The sequence below is a fragment of the Pseudomonas kurunegalensis genome, from assembly GCF_030291635.1.
In the GTDB taxonomy this organism is placed as follows: Bacteria; Pseudomonadota; Gammaproteobacteria; order Pseudomonadales; family Pseudomonadaceae; genus Aquipseudomonas; species Aquipseudomonas monteilii.
Map to the genome: position 1 here is coordinate 198861 of NZ_CP127871.1, position 14983 is coordinate 213843.

Below are 14983 nucleotides of genomic sequence, written 5' to 3' on the forward strand. Positions count from 1 at the left end.
GCCGAGGAAGCTGGTAGACTCCGCGACCATCATGATCAGACTATCCAACCTCACTTTACAGCGTGGTCCGCAGCGCTTGCTAGAAGGCGCCGAGATGACCCTGCACGCCGGTCACAAGGCCGGCCTGATCGGCGCCAACGGTGCCGGAAAATCCAGCCTGTTCGCCTTGCTGCGCGGTGAGCTGTCACCCGATGCCGGTGACTGCCAACTGCCCGGTGACTGGCGCATCGCCCACATGCGCCAGGAGGTCGATACCCTCGACCGCCTGGCCGTGGACTATGTGCTCGACGGCGACGTGCGCCTGCGCAAGGTCCAGGCTGAACTGGCCGCCGCCGAGCAGGCCCACGACGGCACTGCCCTGGCGCGCCTGCACAGTGAGCTGGAAAGCGCCGACGGCTATACCGCCGATGCCCGCGCGCGCAAGCTGCTGGCCGGCCTGGGCTTCACCAACGAGCAGATGGATCGCCGCGTCGGCGACTTCTCAGGTGGCTGGCGGATGCGCCTGAACCTGGCTCAGGCGCTGATGTGCCCGTCCGACCTGCTGCTGCTCGACGAGCCCACCAACCACCTCGACCTGGACGCCATCCTGTGGCTGGAAGACTGGCTCAAGGGCTACCCTGGCACGCTGCTACTGATCTCCCACGACCGCGACTTCCTCGACGCTGTGGTCGACCATGTGCTGCACGTCGAGCAACGCAAGCTGAACTTGTACAAAGGCGGCTATACCGCCTTCGAGCGCACCCGTGCCGAGCGCCTGGCGCAGCAGCAGCAAGCCTACGAGAAGCAGCAGGCGCAGCGCGCGCACATGGAAAAATACATCGCCCGCTTCAAGGCCCAGGCCACCAAGGCTCGCCAGGCGCAAAGCCGGATCAAGGCCCTGGAGCGCATGGAAGAGCTGTCGGCGGCGCATGTGGATTCGCCGTTCGACTTCGTCTTCCGCGAGTCGCAGAAAATCTCCAGCCCGTTGCTGAGCCTGTCCGAAGGCCGGCTGGGGTATGGCGACAAGGCCATCCTCGACAAGGTCAAGTTGCAGCTCACCCCAGGCGCGCGTATCGGTTTGCTTGGCCCTAACGGCGCGGGCAAGTCGACGCTGATCAAGAACCTTGCGGGTGAGCTGGAACCGTTGTCTGGCCGCCTGGTACGGGGCGAGAACCTGGCCGTTGGCTACTTCGCCCAGCACCAGCTCGACTCGCTGGACGACAAGGCCAGCCCGCTGCTGCACCTGCAGCGCATCGCGCCCACCGAGCGTGAGCAGACCCTGCGCGACTTCCTCGGCGGTTTCGACTTCCATGGCGCTCGTTGTGACGAGCCGGTCGTGAACTTCTCCGGTGGCGAAAAGGCCCGCCTGGCGCTGGCGCTGATCGCCTGGGAACGGCCGAACCTGCTGCTGCTCGACGAACCGACCAACCACCTCGACCTGGAAATGCGCCTGGCGCTGACCATGGCCTTGCAGGAGTTCGCCGGTGCCGTGGTGGTGGTATCCCACGATCGACATTTGCTCAAGAGCACCACCGACGACTTCCTGCTGGTGGCCGATGGCAAGGTGGACGCCTTCGACGGTGACCTGGACGACTACAGCCGCTGGCTGGTCGAGTACCGCCAGCGCAGTGCGCCGGCCAGTAGCGCCCCGGTCAACCCGGACAAGACCGACAAAAAAGCCCAACGCCAGGCGGCCGCCGCTTTGCGTCAGCAGCTTGCCCCGCACAAGAAGGCCGCCGACAAGCTGGAAACCGAGCTGAACCAGGTGCATGCGCAACTGGCCGAGATCGAGACCGCATTGGGCGACGGTGGCCTCTACGAGGCCGCGCGCAAGGATGAGCTGCGTGACCTTCTGGCGCGCCAGACCAAGCTCAAACAACGCGAAGGTGAGCTGGAAGAAGCCTGGATGGAAGCGCTGGAAACGCTGGAGGGCATGCAGGCCGAGCTCGAGGCGCTGTCCTGATGGAGGAGCTGCGTTCGCTGCTGCCAGGGCAATGGATGGACACCTTCTGGCTGGGCTTGCAGATCCTGTTGATCCTGGTGGCAGCCTTCGTCCTGCAGCGTATCGTCGCCCGCGGGTTGAGCCGCCTGGGTCAGCGTTACCCGCTGCCACCGGAGCTGCTGGTGCCGGTGCGGGGCGGCTTGCGCTGGCTGATCATGGGCAGCGCGCTGTTGTTCGTGCTGGAGCGGCTGGGCGTTTCCGCAACGGTGCTGTGGACTGCACTGTCCGGCTTCGTCGCGGTGGCGGCAGTGGCCTTCTTCGCCATGTGGAGCGTGCTGTCCAACCTGTTGTGCGCGGTGCTGATTTTCACGGTGGGGCCGTTTCGCATCGGCGATGTGGTCGAGCTGGTCGATACCCTGGACAAGCCGGGCGTAAAAGGCCGGGTGATCGCCATCAACCTGCTGTTCACCACGCTGATGGAGCTGCCCGAGGCGGGTGGGGCGCTGGTGCAGGTGCCCAATAGCCAGTTCTTCCAGAAGTCGGTGCGGCGCTGGCGCGGGGCTGAAGTGCAGGCGATGCACAAAGATCCGACGGTCGAGGCAGATTAAACCTGAAGAATTTGCTGGTTATTTTTTCACCAACGCCTTAGCTTAACGTTTTGCAACATATGTTCGAGCGAGGTGTGTGATGTCGATGGAAGTATGGCTGGGCTTCTTTGCCGCCTGTTGGGTGATCAGCCTTTCACCCGGTGCCGGGGCGATTGCCTCGATGTCCAGCGGCCTGCAATACGGCTTCTGGCGTGGTTACTGGAATGCCTTGGGCCTGCAACTGGGCCTGATCGTACAGATCGCCATCATCGCCGCCGGCGTCGGTGCCATCCTTGCCGCCTCGGCCACGGCCTTCCAGATCATCAAATGGTTTGGCGTCGCTTACCTCGTCTACCTGGCCTACAAGCAATGGCGTGCCTTGCCGATGGACATGGCCGATGAGTCTGGCGTGCGCCCGATCGGCAAACCGCTGAGCCTGGTGTTCCGCGGTTTCCTGGTCAACGTCAGCAACCCCAAGGCACTGGTGTTCATGCTGGCGGTGCTGCCGCAGTTCCTCAACCCGCATGCGCCGCTGCTGCCGCAATATGTGGCGATCACCGTGACCATGATCAGTGTGGACATGTTGGTGATGGCGGGCTACACCGGGTTGGCTTCGCGGGTGTTGCGTCTGCTGCGTACGCCCAAACAGCAGAAGCGCCTGAACCGTACCTTTGCCGGGTTGTTCATTGGGGCGGCCACCTTCCTGGCCACGTTGCGCCGCGCACCTCTCTGATAGCCAGCTGGGGCCTTGTAGAGGCCCCAGCTATTTCTGTTTGTCCACCAATCCCTTGAGCAGATCCACCGGCAACGGGAAGACAATGGTCGAGCTCTTGTCCCCGGCAATCGTCCCCAGCGTCTGCATGTAGCGCAACTGCATCGCCCCCGGCTCCTTGCTCAGCATCTGTGCCGCCTGCATCAGCTTCTCCGACGCCTGCAACTCGCCTTCGGCATGAATGACCTTGGCCCGCCGTTCACGTTCGGCCTCGGCCTGGCGGGCGATGGCACGCACCATCGACTCGTTCAGGTCGACATGCTTGATCTCGACATTGGCCACCTTGATGCCCCAGGCATCGGTCTGCGCATCCAGCACCTGGCGGATGTCCAGATTCAACTGCTCGCGTTCGGCCAGCAACTCGTCCAGTTCATGCTTGCCCAGCACCGCGCGCAATGTGGTCTGGGCCAACTGGCTGGTCGCCACCAGAAAATCCTCGACCTGGATAATCGCCTTCTGCGGATCGAGCACGCGGAAGTACACCACCGCGTTGACCTTGACCGAGACGTTGTCGCGTGTGATCACGTCCTGCGGTGGCACATCCAGCACCACGGTGCGCAGGTCGACCCGTACCATCTGCTGGACCACCGGGATCAGCAGGATCAGCCCCGGCCCTTTGACCTGCCAGAAGCGGCCCAGCTGGAACACCACGCCCCGCTCGTATTCGCGCAGGATGCGAAACGCCGATAGCAACAGCATCGTCAACACGATCAGCACCGCGCCGAAACCCACTTGCATGAACATGCTCATTCTCCTTGCGCCGCAGGCGTGGCGGCGCTCACTTCCAGCATCACGCCATGGCGCGCGGTCACCCGCACGTTCTGGCCAGCTTGCAGTGGCGTTGCACACTGCACTTGCCATTGCTCGCCCTGGGCCAGCACCACGCCACAGAACGGGTTGCCTGGCATCACCTGGGTGACGCTGGCCAGGCTGCCGACCAAACCGGCGTCGCCGCTCACCAGCGCCCGCCGTCGTGCCTTCAGGGCCATGCCCAGCACGCCACCGATCAGCAGCGCCGAGAGCACGGCCAAGGTACCGATCAAGGTCAGCGGGATACCGAAGCCTGGGGCATCGGTGTCGATCAGGATCAACGCGCCGACCACGAAGGCGACGATGCCGCCAAAGCCGACCACGCCGAAGCTGGGCAGGAAGGCTTCGGCGATCATGAAGGCGATGCCCAGCAGGATCAGCGCCATCCCGGCGAAACTCACCGGTAGCAGTTGCAGGGCATACAACGCCAGCAGCAGGCAAATGCCGCCGACCACACCGCCCACCGTAGAGCCGGGGTTCATGAACTCGAACAACAGGCCGTACACGCCGATCATGATCAGGATCAGTGCAACGCCGGGATTGGTAATCACGGCCAGCACCCGTGTGCGCCAGTCCGGCAGGTGCTCGACCAGGCTGGCGCCGACAGTCTGCAGCGGGTGCGGTTGGCCGGCGACCTGCAGCGTTTTGCCATCCAGCTTGCGCAAAAGGTCGGGCAGGTCATCGGCTATCAGGTCGATCACATTCAGCCGCAAGGCTTCGCTGGCGGGCAGGCTGACGGCCTCGCGCACGGCCTTCTCCGCCCACTCGGCATTGCGGCCACGCAGTTGCGCCAGGCTGCGGATGTAGGCCGCAGCGTCGTTGACCTGCTTGCGTGCCAGGGTTTCATCATCGCTGCCCTTGGTCTTGTCGTCCTTGGGTGAACCTGGGGGGCCGCCGATCTGTACGGGGGTGGCGGCGCCCAGGTTGGTCCCGGGCGCCATTGCGGCAACATGGCTGGCGTAGAGGATATAGGTGCCAGCGCTGGCGGCGCGGGCACCGCTGGGCGCAACGTAGGTGGCCACTGGCACGGGGCTGGCGAGAATCGCCTTGATCATCTGGCGCATGGCGCTGTCCAGCCCGCCTGGGGTATCCATGCGGATGACCACCAGCTGCGCGCCCTGCGCCTGGGCCTGGTCGAGGCTGCGTACCAGGTAATCGGCGCTGGCAGGGCCGATGGCATCGTCGATGCCCAGCACCCACACTGCGCCGGGCGCTGCTTGACCGCCGGGCGTAATGCCAAGCAGCAACAGCAGCAACAGCCAGCGCCAGCAGCGGGCGATCACCTGTCGTCACCTCGTTTGCCTCTATTGCACAAGTTTAGCCCTGCCTGCCGCTGCCAGGCCTAAAATTGGAGATTGGGGGGCGAAACCGGAGGTGCATCATGCGTATGGCTAAAACCCTGCAGGCCCGCCTGGACAAGGCCAACTGCGATTACGACATCATTCCCCATCCCCATTCGGCCACCAGCCTGGAGTCGGCCCGTACGGCCGGCGTGCCCGCCGAGCGGGTCGCCAAGTCGGTGATGCTCGATGACCGTCATGGCAACTACATCATGGCCGTGCTACCGGCCAACCGGCACCTGGACATGACCAAGGTGCGCATGTCCGGGGCCTGGCAACTCACCCGGGAAAGCGGCTTGCCTAGCCTGTTCAGTGACTGCGAGTGCGGCGCCGTGCCGGCCCTTGGTGATGCCTACCAGATAAAAATGCTGCTCGACCCGAGCCTTACCCGCCAAGGCGATGTCTACCTGGAGGCGGGTGACCACGATCACTTGATCCACATGAGCATGGAGCAGTACATGAAACTGGTGCCGCACGCCGAAGTGCGCGAGCTGTGCTGATGTTTTCACACCACTGCCAGGCGGGCGTCGTGGACGGCTTGCCTGGCACCGAGGAGGAACCATGGAAGCGCCGATTCATCGCTTTGCCGACCTGTTCAAACAGCTGGGCCTGCCCGACGATCCCAAGAGTATCGATCAGTTCATCACCAGCCATTCACCGCTGAAGAACGAAATCAAGCTGGTGGATGCGCCGTTCTGGACCGACTCTCAGCGTGCCTTTCTCAAGGACAGCATCATTGAGGATGCCGATTGGGCGGAGCCTTTCGATCAACTCAACGAAGCGTTGCGCCGCCCCCGAAAATAAAGCGCCGAGCGGCACCTGACGAGTGATTGGCCGTTGCTATGCTCAGGAAAACAATAAGGGGATAGCGCGATGAAAGATCCCTACGCACCAGGCTTCTGGTGCTCCGTGACGATCCTGGGCACCCTGACGGCCAGTTACTTCTACGGCATCAGGCAGACGCAGCAGATGAACCAGGCAGTGCATTTCCTGTATGCCGCTGCCGCAGTCACTGTGGCGGTTGCACTGGTGGCGCTGACCTGGATTGCCTGGCAGCAGTTGCACCTGAACAAGCGTGAAGTGATTCAGGGGCGAACGTTGCTGACCATCTGGAACACCAAGGTGGCGCTACGCCGCGTCGAAACGGTATTCGACCGCTACTTCTGGGGCAGTTACTGGCATTCGGGGCGTACGTTCGAAGAGGTCATGGGCGAGCTCAAGGGCACGCCGCTGGAGCAGAGCCTGGATGCCCTGAAGCGCCAGTGCCGAGCACTGGACCGTGAAATCCATGACCACCATCACCACTGGCTGGCCAACGCCCGCGACCTGTCCAGCGTGGCCCAGGCCATGGCCCGTGAACGCTACCAGCTGGACCTGGGCGAGCCCACCTGCAGTGGCCATGGCAATACAGCCGTGCTCAACCGAGACCTTGAGGTGCTGGTGTACACCTGGTCGGCGCGCCTGCGCAGCTTCGACCATCAGCTGGACGAGCTGGAGCGCGCCTACCATTGAGGGGCATCATTCACCGCGGATGTACTGCTCCAGTTGCAGGATCAGGCTGGCCTGTTCGGCGATGGTTTCCTTGACCAGGTCACCGATCGACAGCAGGCCCAGCAGTTCGCCATTGCTGACCACCGGCAGGTGGCGCAGGTGGCGGTTGGTCATCAGGTTCATGCAGTACTCAAGGTTCTGCTTCGGTTCTACGGTAACCACCGGAGCGCTCATGATTTCGCGCACAGGGGTGGCGGCGGACGAGCGGCCCTTCAGTACCAGTTTGCGCGCATAGTCCCGTTCACTGACGATACCCACCACCTGGTTGCCCTCGACCACGGGCAGCGCACCGACGTTTTTCTCCGCCAGCATTTTCAGGGCGTCGAGCACCGAGTCATCCGGGCCGATGGTGTACACGGTCTGGTGCTGGGACTTGGTCTTGAGGATTTGTTCGACGGTCTTCATACGGGCCTCTGCGGGTGAAAAAAGCGCTGTCTCGGAGTAACTAAAGCATCCGGCACGGCGCTCTGCACGGCAATGCAGGAAACGGCATGGAGTCGATTGAAAAACGTCATGGGTGATCGCCTGTTCCGGCCTCTTCGCGGCTGAAGCCGCTCCCACAGGAACTACACCGCCTTCGAAATCTGTGCGATCCCTGGACTGCCCCCAAGAAGTTGGACACCAATCCAATTTCTTGGGGTGTCCACATGAGCAAGTATTCAGACCAATTCAAGCTTACTGCCGTTCAGGCTTACTTGGAGAGTGGTGAAGGCTTCCGAACAGTAGCCCGCCGATTTTCCGTGGATTTCAGCCTGCTGCGGCGCTGGGTCTCAAGCTTCCAGAAACATGGACAGTTCAGTCTGCGCAAAATAGGCCAGCGGTACAGTGCGACCTACAAGTGCTCAGTCCTTGAGTACATGCACAAGCATCAGCTTTCCTTGCGTCAGACCGCCGCCCATTTCGGTCTCGGCCAGTCCTCGCAGGTAGGCATTTGGGCGCGGCAACACTACAGTGGTGACCCTGCACTGCCTGCTCCCAAGAAAAGAAAACCTGCTGCCATGCCGAAAAAGCCTTATCCCATCAAACCTACGACTTCCGATGACACAGAGAAAAGCCGCGACCAGTTGCTGGCCGAGCTTGAGTGGCTGCGCATGGAGAACGCCTACCTAAAAAAGCTGGAAGAACTGAAGAAGCAGGAACGAAGGCAGCCCAAAAAGCCCTGATCGTCTCGGCGCTCAAGGACCGGTTTCCCTTGGCCGCCGTTCTACAGTTGGCGGATCTGCCACGCAGTACGTTTTATTACCAGCTTCAAGCGCAGGCCAAACCTGACAAGCATGCTGCTCTGAAGCAGATGATTCAGCGTGTCTATCACGAGGAAAAAGGGCTATACGGTTACCGGCGCGTTGCAATCGTGATCCGCAATGGCGGCACCTTGGTTAACAAGAAGGTGGTGGAGCGTTTGATGGTCGAGCTTGATCTTCGCTCACTAGTACGGCCAAAAAAGTACCGGTCGTACAAGGGGGTTGTCGGCACCATCGCGCCCAACCTGCTGGAGCGAAACTTCCTCGCGCAGCGCCCGAATCAGAAGTGGGTGACCGATGTTACCGAGTTCAAAGTGGCTCAGGAAAAGATCTATCTCTCCCCTGTGATGGACTTGTACAACGCCGAAATCGTGGCCTACGAAGTGGCCAGCAGGCCGTGCCTTGGGCTGGTTACCAACATGCTGGACAAGGCCTTCGAGCGCCTGGGAAACAAGCCGAAACTGGTGCTTCACTCAGATCAAGGCTGGCACTACCAACACTCGCAGTACCGCCACAAGCTGGCAGAGCAAGGGCTGAAGCAGAGCATGTCACGCAAAGGAAACTGCCTGGATAATGCGGCTATGGAGAGCTTTTTTGGTACGCTTAAGTCCGAGTTTTTCTACCCGAAGCGCTTCGAGAGCGTTGAAGAACTGAAAGCTGGTCTGGATGAGTACATCCACTACTACAACCATGACCGCATCAAGCTAAAGCTCAATGGCATGAGCCCTGTGAAATACAGGACCCATGCTGCGGCTGCTAGCTGAAACTGTCCAACTTTTCGGGGGCAGTCCACCCTGTGGGAGCGGGTTTACCCGCGAAGAGGCCAGTACAGCCAATCAAAGCTTAGGCATCTGCCCAAGGCGCGCCACCATCTCGCTCACGATCTGCAGGTCCAGCATGAACTGCTCCACCGTCTTGAACTCGTTGTCGTTGTGCCCGGTGTATTTCACATCCGGCATGGCCAGGCCGAACTGCACACCGTTGGGCAGGTCGTGCACCGAGGTTGCGCCGGCTGAGGTGCCGAACTCATGCTTCATGCCCAGGTTCTCGGTGGCCACCGCGAGCAGGGCCTTGACCCATTCGCCTTCGGGGTTGCGGTACATCGGCTCGTCCAGGCTGTAGTCGAAGGCTACCGAGGTGTGGCTTTGGCGGGTCCACTTGCCCAGTTTGTCAGCCAGTTCGTCCTTGATCGTGGCGATTGGCTTGCCCTTCGGAATACGCAGGTTCACCGCCAGTTTCAGGCCTTTGTCATCCACCCCGACAAACGTCAGCGAAGCAGTCAGCGGGCCCATGAATGCGTCCTTGAACGCCACGCCGAGTTTGTTGCCCAGGTAGTCCAGGCCCCAGTTGTCGGCAGCATAGCGGGCGGCGTCGGTGAAGTGGTTGTGCTTGAGCGGTAGCTGCTTGCCCACGCCGTTGATGAAGTCGAGCATACGGGCCACCGGGTTCACCCCGGACTCCGGCTCTGAAGAGTGGGCGGAAACACCGGTCACCGTGAGCAGCACGTTGTTGCCCTCAGCTTTGGCGTCGATGCTGAAGTCGCCGCCATGCTGCTTCACGTACTTGGCACCGGCTTGCTGCAACTGTTTGGCCAACTGCGTCGGGTTGTCTGAAGCCACGGTCGCTACCGAGGTGGTCGGGATCTGGTTGGTGGCCAGGCCGCCAGTCAGGTTGACGATTTCTGCGCCCTTGCCAGTGCCCGCCCGTTTGCTGAAGCTGGCCATGACCGTGCCGTAGCCTTTCTCGGCGATTACCACCGGGTAGCCGCCGTCGAGGGCCAGGTTGTAGTCGGGGGTGGGGTTGCGCTCGAAGTAGTAGGGGATGGCGTCACCGCTGGTTTCTTCGGTGGTGTCGATCAACAGCTTGAACTGCCGGGCCAGCGGCAGGTTCTCGTCCTTGGCCACTTTCAGCGCGTACATCGCCACCACGATGCCGTTCTTGTCGTCTTCGGTACCACGGCCGTACATGCGGTCGCCAACCAGGGTGACCTTGAACGGGTCCAGGCGTGTGCCGTCGGCCAGCTTCCAGTTGTCCGGGTTGACCGGCACGACGTCGGCATGGGCATGGATGCCGATCACTTCCTTGCCGCTGCCGAGCGAAATCTCGTACACCCGGTTGTCGATGTTGCGGAAGGCCAGGCCAAAACTGTCGGCCAGGGCTTTGATCTTGTCGGCAATCTTGAGGAACTCAGGGTTCTGGTACTGCGGCGTACCCTCGACATTGAAGGTGGGGATGGCCACCAGCTCACGCAGGGTTTCGGTGGCGGCCTTGCCATACTTGATGCGGGTATACAGGCCAAGCAGGCGGTTGATCTCGTCTTGCTGCTCGGCGGCCAGTGGCTTGCCGGCCAGGTAGGCGTCGAGGGTAGCTTCAAGGTTGTCGGCCTTGGCCAGGTCACTGCCTTTGAGCTTGCCGAGGAACTGCTTGAAATCGCTTGGGTTGCTGCCGTCGAAGGTTTTGACGATGGCAGCGGACTGCTGCTGGGTGAGGTTGGCCTGGGCCGGCTGGGTGAACAGGCCGATGCTGGCCAGCAGCAGGGTGGTGGCGGTGAGTTTTTTCAGGTGCATGGTTGCGTGCATTCCTTCGCCAATCATTGTTGTGGGTTACCCGTTCGAAAAACGGGAAGACGCCCACGCTAACACCAATGACCCGTGGCACGGGAGTGCCAGAAACGCGACATGTCGCATGTCTAGTCCTGAAATAGGTTTACACCTGTTCAGGTAGGCCGATAGGCCTCAAAACGCCCGATGCACCGCATCGGGCGTTTTGTTTTTCAGGGCCATGTGGGGCCGCTCTGTGTTGTAGATTTGCACTGCCTCATCAACCATCTTCCTTGCCTGCTCCAGGTTTTCAGGGTTACTCAGCAGCAGTTCTGTTTTGAGGATTCCGTTAATGCGTTCGGCTAACGCGTTCTGGTAGCAGTCATATCCATCAGTCATCGAGCATTGGACTCCGTGCCGCGCATGCAGTGACTGGTACAGCGCCGAGCAATATTGGATGCCGCGGTCCGAGTGATGGACCAGTGGCTGGCGATGCCGCCGCTTGCGCAGAGCCTGTCTGAAGGCTTGCGCAACTGACTCGGCGTGCAGGCTTTCGTGTACGTGGTGACCAACAATTTTTCTGGAGTACGCATCCGTTACCAGGCTTAGGTACAACGGGCCGCTACTAGCTGGCAGGTAGGTAATGTCCGCGACCCAAACGTGCTCCGGCCCTGACGGGATAACCTGATTCGGGCCCGGTTTGAGTAGGTTCGGATGGCGGTAGAAGTGATGAAAGCTTTGTGTTGTCTTGTGATACGCCCGCTTGGGTAGCACCAGCAAGCGGCGCTCTCCCAAAACCTGAAATAGTCGGTCTCGACCAACCTGGACTCGCCTATCAGGCTGGCAATGCAGCAGATAGTGCAGCTTCCGTGTGCCTAGCCGTGGCTGACGCATCCGGATTTGTTGAACAACCTCGACAACCCGATCTGCCTGGCGATCTTTGCCATCAGCAGCTCGATTGCGCTTGTAGTAAGCCTGCCGGCTAATGCCTAGAAACTGACAAGCCCTGGCAATGCTCAGTCCTGCGACTTGACCTTGCGAGAGGACTTGCCGGATCGCTTTTTTACGACTGATACACCGTAGTCATTTTTCAGGACATCAACGACGGTCTCGAAGAACTGAGCCTTCTGGCTCATCAGCTCAAGCTGCTGCTCAAGCTCTTTGATCCGCTGCTCTGGAGTGAGCGTTTTAGGGTCGGACATCGCGCAGCTCCTCTCGGCCCGGATCGACGCCCCTTGGCTCCAATCCTGCCGACCATGCTTACGCAACCATACCAGAACCGTCGAGCGACCCTGGATGCCATACCGCACCTGAGCCTGCTTGTAGGTCAGCTCGCCTTTTTCGATCTGATCAACGACGGCCAATTTAAAAGACAGCGAGTAATCTCGCTGTGTGCGCTTTACACCTTGCTCCATCTAGCTCTCCGGAAAATCGGGATGAGAGGTGTAAACCTTATTCAGGACGGGACAGCACAAACGAAAAAGCCCCGGTCAGGCCCAGGGCTTTTTTGATATGGCGCACTCGGCGGGATTCGAACCCACGACCCCTGCCTTCGGAGGGCAGTACTCTATCCAGCTGAGCTACGAGTGCAACGCGCACGCATGATACCCATCTGAATCGGTGGCGTCCATCGCCTTGATCTGTAGCTGTTTTTACCTGCCAAGTCACTCCGGCTGGGCGTTTAGCCCGATCAGAGCGCGATCAGTTCTGGCCTTAGCCCTTCCACGCGACGTACTGGCGGCAGGTAACCGCCAGTTCCCGTAATCTGGTGCAGCACCTTCTCGCGCAGGCCATGCAGTGCAACGCCTGTGCGCAACCGGGGGTGCGGCAGGTCGATTTCCACCACCGACTTGATCCTGCCCGGGCGTGGCTCCAGCACCACGACCCGGTCCGCCAGGTACGTCGCCTCTTCGGCATCGTGGGTGACCAGCAAGGTGGTGATGCCGGCACGTTCGCGAATGGCCAGCAACTCGTCCTGCAGTTGCTGGCGGGTCAGCGCATCCAGCGCGCCGAATGGCTCGTCGAGCAGCAGGATCCGAGGGCTGGCGACCAGGCCACGGGCGATAGCCACGCGCTGTGCCATGCCGCCGGACAGCTGGTGCGGGTAAGCCGATTCGAAGCCCACCAGCCCCACCAGTTGCACGAACTCATGCACGCGCCGCGCACGTTCACCTTGCGTCAGCGACTCATTGACCAGGCCCAGGGCAATGTTCTGTTCCACGGTCAGCCATGGGAACAGACGATGCTCCTGGAACACGATGCCGCGCTCACCACCAATGCCTTTGACGGTATGGCCGTCGACGCGAATGCTGCCGCTGTAGTCGGTATCCAGCCCAACCAGCAAGCGCAGCAAGGTGGACTTGCCACAACCGGATGCGCCGACAATGGCGATGAACTCGCCTTCGTTGATCGACAGGTTGAAGTTGCGGATGGCCTCGAACGGTTGGCCGTCAACGGTGAACACCTTGCCGACCCCTTCGAAGCTGACCAGGGGCGGGGTGGTGTCGGGCTGGTTGGCCGCGTGCAGGTGCGAGGTGTTGAAGGCGTTCATGCGGTTCTCCAGCGCGTGGCGCGCGATTCGAGGCGTTGTCCAAGGTTGCCGAGCAGGGCGCCGACCAGGCCGATCAGGACCATGGCGGCCATTACCTGGTCCATGCGGAACAGTTGCTGGGCGCCGATCATCAGGCTGGCGATACCGCCGTCCGAAGGCATGAAGTATTCGGCGCCGATGGTGCCCAGCCAGGCGTAGATCAGCGACAGGCGCAGGCCGGCGAAAATCGCCGGGGCCGCACCGGGCAGTACCAGCAGACGCAAGCGTTGCCACAGGTTCAGGCGCAGCGTGCGGGCGGCTTCGCCCAGCTGTGGCGAGAGGCTGGCGATACCCCGCTGGGTAGCGATCAGCAACGGGAAGAACGCGGCCAGGCCTACGAAAACGTGCTTGGCCCCTTCACCCAGGCCGAACCAGGCGGTGAGCAGCGGCACCCAGGCGAACAGCGCCACCTGGCGCAAAGCTGAAAGGCTTGGCCCGAAAAGGCGTTCTGCGTGGTTTGAAAGCCCTAGCAGCAACCCGGTCAGCAGGCCGGCGCCACCCCCCAGCAGCAGGCCGGTGAGGGTGCGTTCCAGGCTCAGCAGCAAGGCCTGCGGCAGCGACCCATCGGCCAAACCGACCAGCAGCGTGCGCAGTACCTCAAGAGGTGAGGTGAGAATGTTCGGGTCAACCCAGCCAAAGCTGCTGCTGGCTTGCCACACTGCCAGCAGTGCCAGTGGCAGCAGCAGGCTTTGCCAGCCCCGTGGCACTGGCCCGCGCTGCTGTTCGCCGGTGGCCGGTTGTGGCCAGAACAGCACGTGCTTTTCCAGGGCCGAGAAGCTGCGCTCCAGCACGGCACCGACCAGGCCGATCACCAGGATGCACAGCAGCACAAGGTCGAGCATGAACAGCTGCCGACCCCACACCATCAGGTAGCCGATCCCTTCGCTGGAGGCCAGCAACTCGACTGCCAGCAGCGAGGTCCAACCGGTGGCAAGGGCAAGGCGCACGCCGGTGAGAAACGCGGGCAGGGCAGCCGGTAGCAGCAGGCGCAGAAACAGCAAGTGCCGGGGCAAGCGCAGGGCCAACGCGGCTTCACGCAGTTTGGGCTGGGCATCGCGCACACCTACCAGCGTGTGCAAGGTGACGGGAACCACCACGGCCTTTACCAGCACCACGAGCTTCAACAACTCGCCGATGCCGAAGAACAGCATGAACAACGGAATCCAGGCCAGCGTAGGAATCTGTGCCAGTGCCACGAAGGTTGGCAGCACCAGTGTCTGTGCCCGCTGCGAAGCGCCCAGCCATACGCCCAGCAGCAAGCCGCTGCCGATACCTACCGCCAGCCCCCAGAACAAGCGTTGCAAGCTTATCCACAGGTGCCCCCAAAGCTCACCGGAGCCGAACTCCACTGCGCTCTGCCACACCAGCGCTGGCGCCGGCAGAATCTGCTCGCTCATCCAGTGCTGCCGGCTGGCTATCACCCACAGCAGTGCAATTGCCACAGGCAACACCCACGACAGAACCCGCTTTGCGGAGAAGACGCGGACCCTGTGGGAGCGGCCTTGCGCCGCGAATGGGCCGCGTAGCGGCCCCCCCCGATTCCTGCTCAGAACTCCATTCATCGGCCATCTCTCAAAGCGTTGTTATGTTATTCACTTATGGAATTAGAAATTCTCAAAAGCACATTTCAA

Annotated in this window: 14 protein-coding genes and 1 tRNA gene; 7 read left to right on the forward strand and 8 right to left on the reverse strand. The window is 61.5% G+C overall.

Annotated elements, in window-relative coordinates; translation table 11 throughout:
- The first annotated feature begins 31 nt into the window (after positions 1-31).
- The 3 genes from QQ992_RS00800 (at position 32) to QQ992_RS00810 (ending at position 3241) form a co-directional block, all read left to right on the forward strand.
- Positions 32-1942 carry an ATP-binding cassette domain-containing protein gene (locus QQ992_RS00800; RefSeq protein WP_028699562.1) on the forward strand — a complete coding sequence of 637 codons (1911 nt, stop codon included), beginning with the start codon at positions 32-34 and terminating at the stop codon, positions 1940-1942.
- Positions 1942-2529: a mechanosensitive ion channel family protein gene (locus tag QQ992_RS00805; protein ID WP_060499459.1), complete on the forward strand. Its 588-nt coding sequence runs from the start codon at positions 1942-1944 to the stop codon at positions 2527-2529. The genes QQ992_RS00800 and QQ992_RS00805 overlap by 1 nt, the downstream gene beginning before the upstream one ends.
- Before the next feature lie 79 nt (positions 2530-2608).
- Positions 2609-3241 carry a LysE family transporter gene (locus QQ992_RS00810; RefSeq protein ID WP_105947429.1) on the forward strand — a complete coding sequence of 211 codons (633 nt, stop codon included), beginning with the start codon at positions 2609-2611 and terminating at the stop codon, positions 3239-3241.
- A 30-nt stretch (positions 3242-3271) separates the two neighbouring features.
- On the opposite strand, the gene QQ992_RS00815 is transcribed toward QQ992_RS00810, so the two are convergent.
- Both QQ992_RS00815 and QQ992_RS00820 read right to left on the reverse strand, forming a co-directional pair.
- Positions 3272-4024, reverse strand: a complete 753-nt coding sequence (locus tag QQ992_RS00815; protein ID WP_105947428.1) for a slipin family protein — start codon at positions 4022-4024, stop codon at positions 3272-3274.
- A gap of 2 nt (positions 4025-4026) precedes the next feature.
- Positions 4027-5373: an NfeD family protein gene (locus tag QQ992_RS00820; protein WP_286111950.1), complete on the reverse strand. Its 1347-nt coding sequence runs from the start codon at positions 5371-5373 to the stop codon at positions 4027-4029.
- Between the two features lie 98 nt (positions 5374-5471).
- Here QQ992_RS00820 and QQ992_RS00825 point away from each other — a divergent pair, with 98 nt between their 5' ends.
- From QQ992_RS00825 to QQ992_RS00835, 3 genes are all read left to right on the forward strand, one after another.
- The gene (locus tag QQ992_RS00825) at positions 5472-5930 is read left to right on the forward strand and encodes an aminoacyl-tRNA deacylase (RefSeq protein WP_286111951.1); all 459 of its coding nucleotides are present in this window, start codon (positions 5472-5474) and stop codon (positions 5928-5930) included.
- A 61-nt stretch (positions 5931-5991) separates the two neighbouring features.
- Positions 5992-6234: a DUF2789 domain-containing protein gene (locus QQ992_RS00830; RefSeq protein ID WP_016714420.1), complete on the forward strand. Its 243-nt coding sequence runs from the start codon at positions 5992-5994 to the stop codon at positions 6232-6234.
- A gap of 69 nt (positions 6235-6303) precedes the next feature.
- Positions 6304-6942, forward strand: a complete 639-nt coding sequence (locus tag QQ992_RS00835) for an NADH:ubiquinone oxidoreductase subunit N (protein WP_105947425.1) — start codon at positions 6304-6306, stop codon at positions 6940-6942.
- Positions 6943-6948: 6 nt separating this feature from the next.
- On the opposite strand, the gene QQ992_RS00840 is transcribed toward QQ992_RS00835, so the two are convergent.
- Entirely contained in the window at positions 6949-7386 is a 438-nt protein-coding gene (locus tag QQ992_RS00840) for a CBS domain-containing protein (RefSeq protein WP_198749564.1), read from the reverse strand.
- Between the two features lie 242 nt (positions 7387-7628).
- Here QQ992_RS00840 and QQ992_RS00845 point away from each other — a divergent pair.
- Positions 7629-8986 (forward strand): IS3 family transposase gene (locus QQ992_RS00845; RefSeq protein ID WP_286110417.1). Its coding sequence is split into 2 segments (ribosomal slippage): positions 7629-8097 and positions 8097-8986, totalling 1359 coding nucleotides; the frame shifts between segments, so codons are not numbered across the junction.
- 72 nt (positions 8987-9058) lie between these two features.
- On the opposite strand, the gene QQ992_RS00850 is transcribed toward QQ992_RS00845, so the two are convergent.
- The 5 genes from QQ992_RS00850 to QQ992_RS00870 all read right to left on the reverse strand — a co-directional run bounded on the left by QQ992_RS00850 (position 9059) and on the right by QQ992_RS00870 (position 14914).
- Positions 9059-10789, reverse strand: coding sequence for a dipeptidase (locus QQ992_RS00850; protein WP_286111952.1), 1731 nt, complete (start codon positions 10787-10789; stop codon positions 9059-9061).
- Positions 10790-10957: 168 nt separating this feature from the next.
- Positions 10958-12177, reverse strand: a protein-coding gene (locus tag QQ992_RS00855) for an IS3 family transposase (protein WP_286110958.1) whose coding sequence is annotated in 2 segments (ribosomal slippage) — positions 10958-11829 and positions 11829-12177 — 1221 coding nt in all. Because the reading frame shifts where the segments join, the coding sequence is not laid out codon by codon here.
- Between the two features lie 98 nt (positions 12178-12275).
- Positions 12276-12352, reverse strand: a tRNA-Arg gene (locus QQ992_RS00860).
- Between the two features lie 100 nt (positions 12353-12452).
- Positions 12453-13313: an ABC transporter ATP-binding protein gene (locus QQ992_RS00865; RefSeq protein ID WP_016714424.1), complete on the reverse strand. Its 861-nt coding sequence runs from the start codon at positions 13311-13313 to the stop codon at positions 12453-12455.
- Positions 13310-14914 (reverse strand): ABC transporter permease, encoded by a 1605-nt coding sequence (locus QQ992_RS00870; protein ID WP_267898398.1) that lies wholly within the window; start codon positions 14912-14914, stop codon positions 13310-13312. The genes QQ992_RS00865 and QQ992_RS00870 overlap by 4 nt, the downstream gene beginning before the upstream one ends.
- Positions 14915-14983: the final 69 nt, after the last annotated feature.

What these genes read in the sequence shown, in the direction of transcription:
- QQ992_RS00835 (WP_105947425.1), top strand. Translation starts at nt 6,304, where the DNA reads ATGAAAGATCCCTACGCACCAGGCTTCTGGTGCTCCGTGACGATCCTG.
- QQ992_RS00825 (WP_286111951.1), top strand. Translation starts at nt 5,472, where the DNA reads ATGCGTATGGCTAAAACCCTGCAGGCCCGCCTGGACAAGGCCAACTGC.
- QQ992_RS00810 (WP_105947429.1), top strand. Translation starts at nt 2,609, where the DNA reads ATGTCGATGGAAGTATGGCTGGGCTTCTTTGCCGCCTGTTGGGTGATC.
- QQ992_RS00840 (WP_198749564.1), bottom strand. Translation starts at nt 7,386, where the DNA reads ATGAAGACCGTCGAACAAATCCTCAAGACCAAGTCCCAGCACCAGACC.
- QQ992_RS00850 (WP_286111952.1), bottom strand. Translation starts at nt 10,789, where the DNA reads ATGCACCTGAAAAAACTCACCGCCACCACCCTGCTGCTGGCCAGCATC.
- QQ992_RS00870 (WP_267898398.1), bottom strand. Translation starts at nt 14,914, where the DNA reads ATGAATGGAGTTCTGAGCAGGAATCGGGGGGGGCCGCTACGCGGCCCA.
- QQ992_RS00830 (WP_016714420.1), top strand. Translation starts at nt 5,992, where the DNA reads ATGGAAGCGCCGATTCATCGCTTTGCCGACCTGTTCAAACAGCTGGGC.
- QQ992_RS00805 (WP_060499459.1), top strand. Translation starts at nt 1,942, where the DNA reads ATGGAGGAGCTGCGTTCGCTGCTGCCAGGGCAATGGATGGACACCTTC.
- QQ992_RS00815 (WP_105947428.1), bottom strand. Translation starts at nt 4,024, where the DNA reads ATGTTCATGCAAGTGGGTTTCGGCGCGGTGCTGATCGTGTTGACGATG.
- QQ992_RS00865 (WP_016714424.1), bottom strand. Translation starts at nt 13,313, where the DNA reads ATGAACGCCTTCAACACCTCGCACCTGCACGCGGCCAACCAGCCCGAC.
- QQ992_RS00800 (WP_028699562.1), top strand. Translation starts at nt 32, where the DNA reads ATGATCAGACTATCCAACCTCACTTTACAGCGTGGTCCGCAGCGCTTG.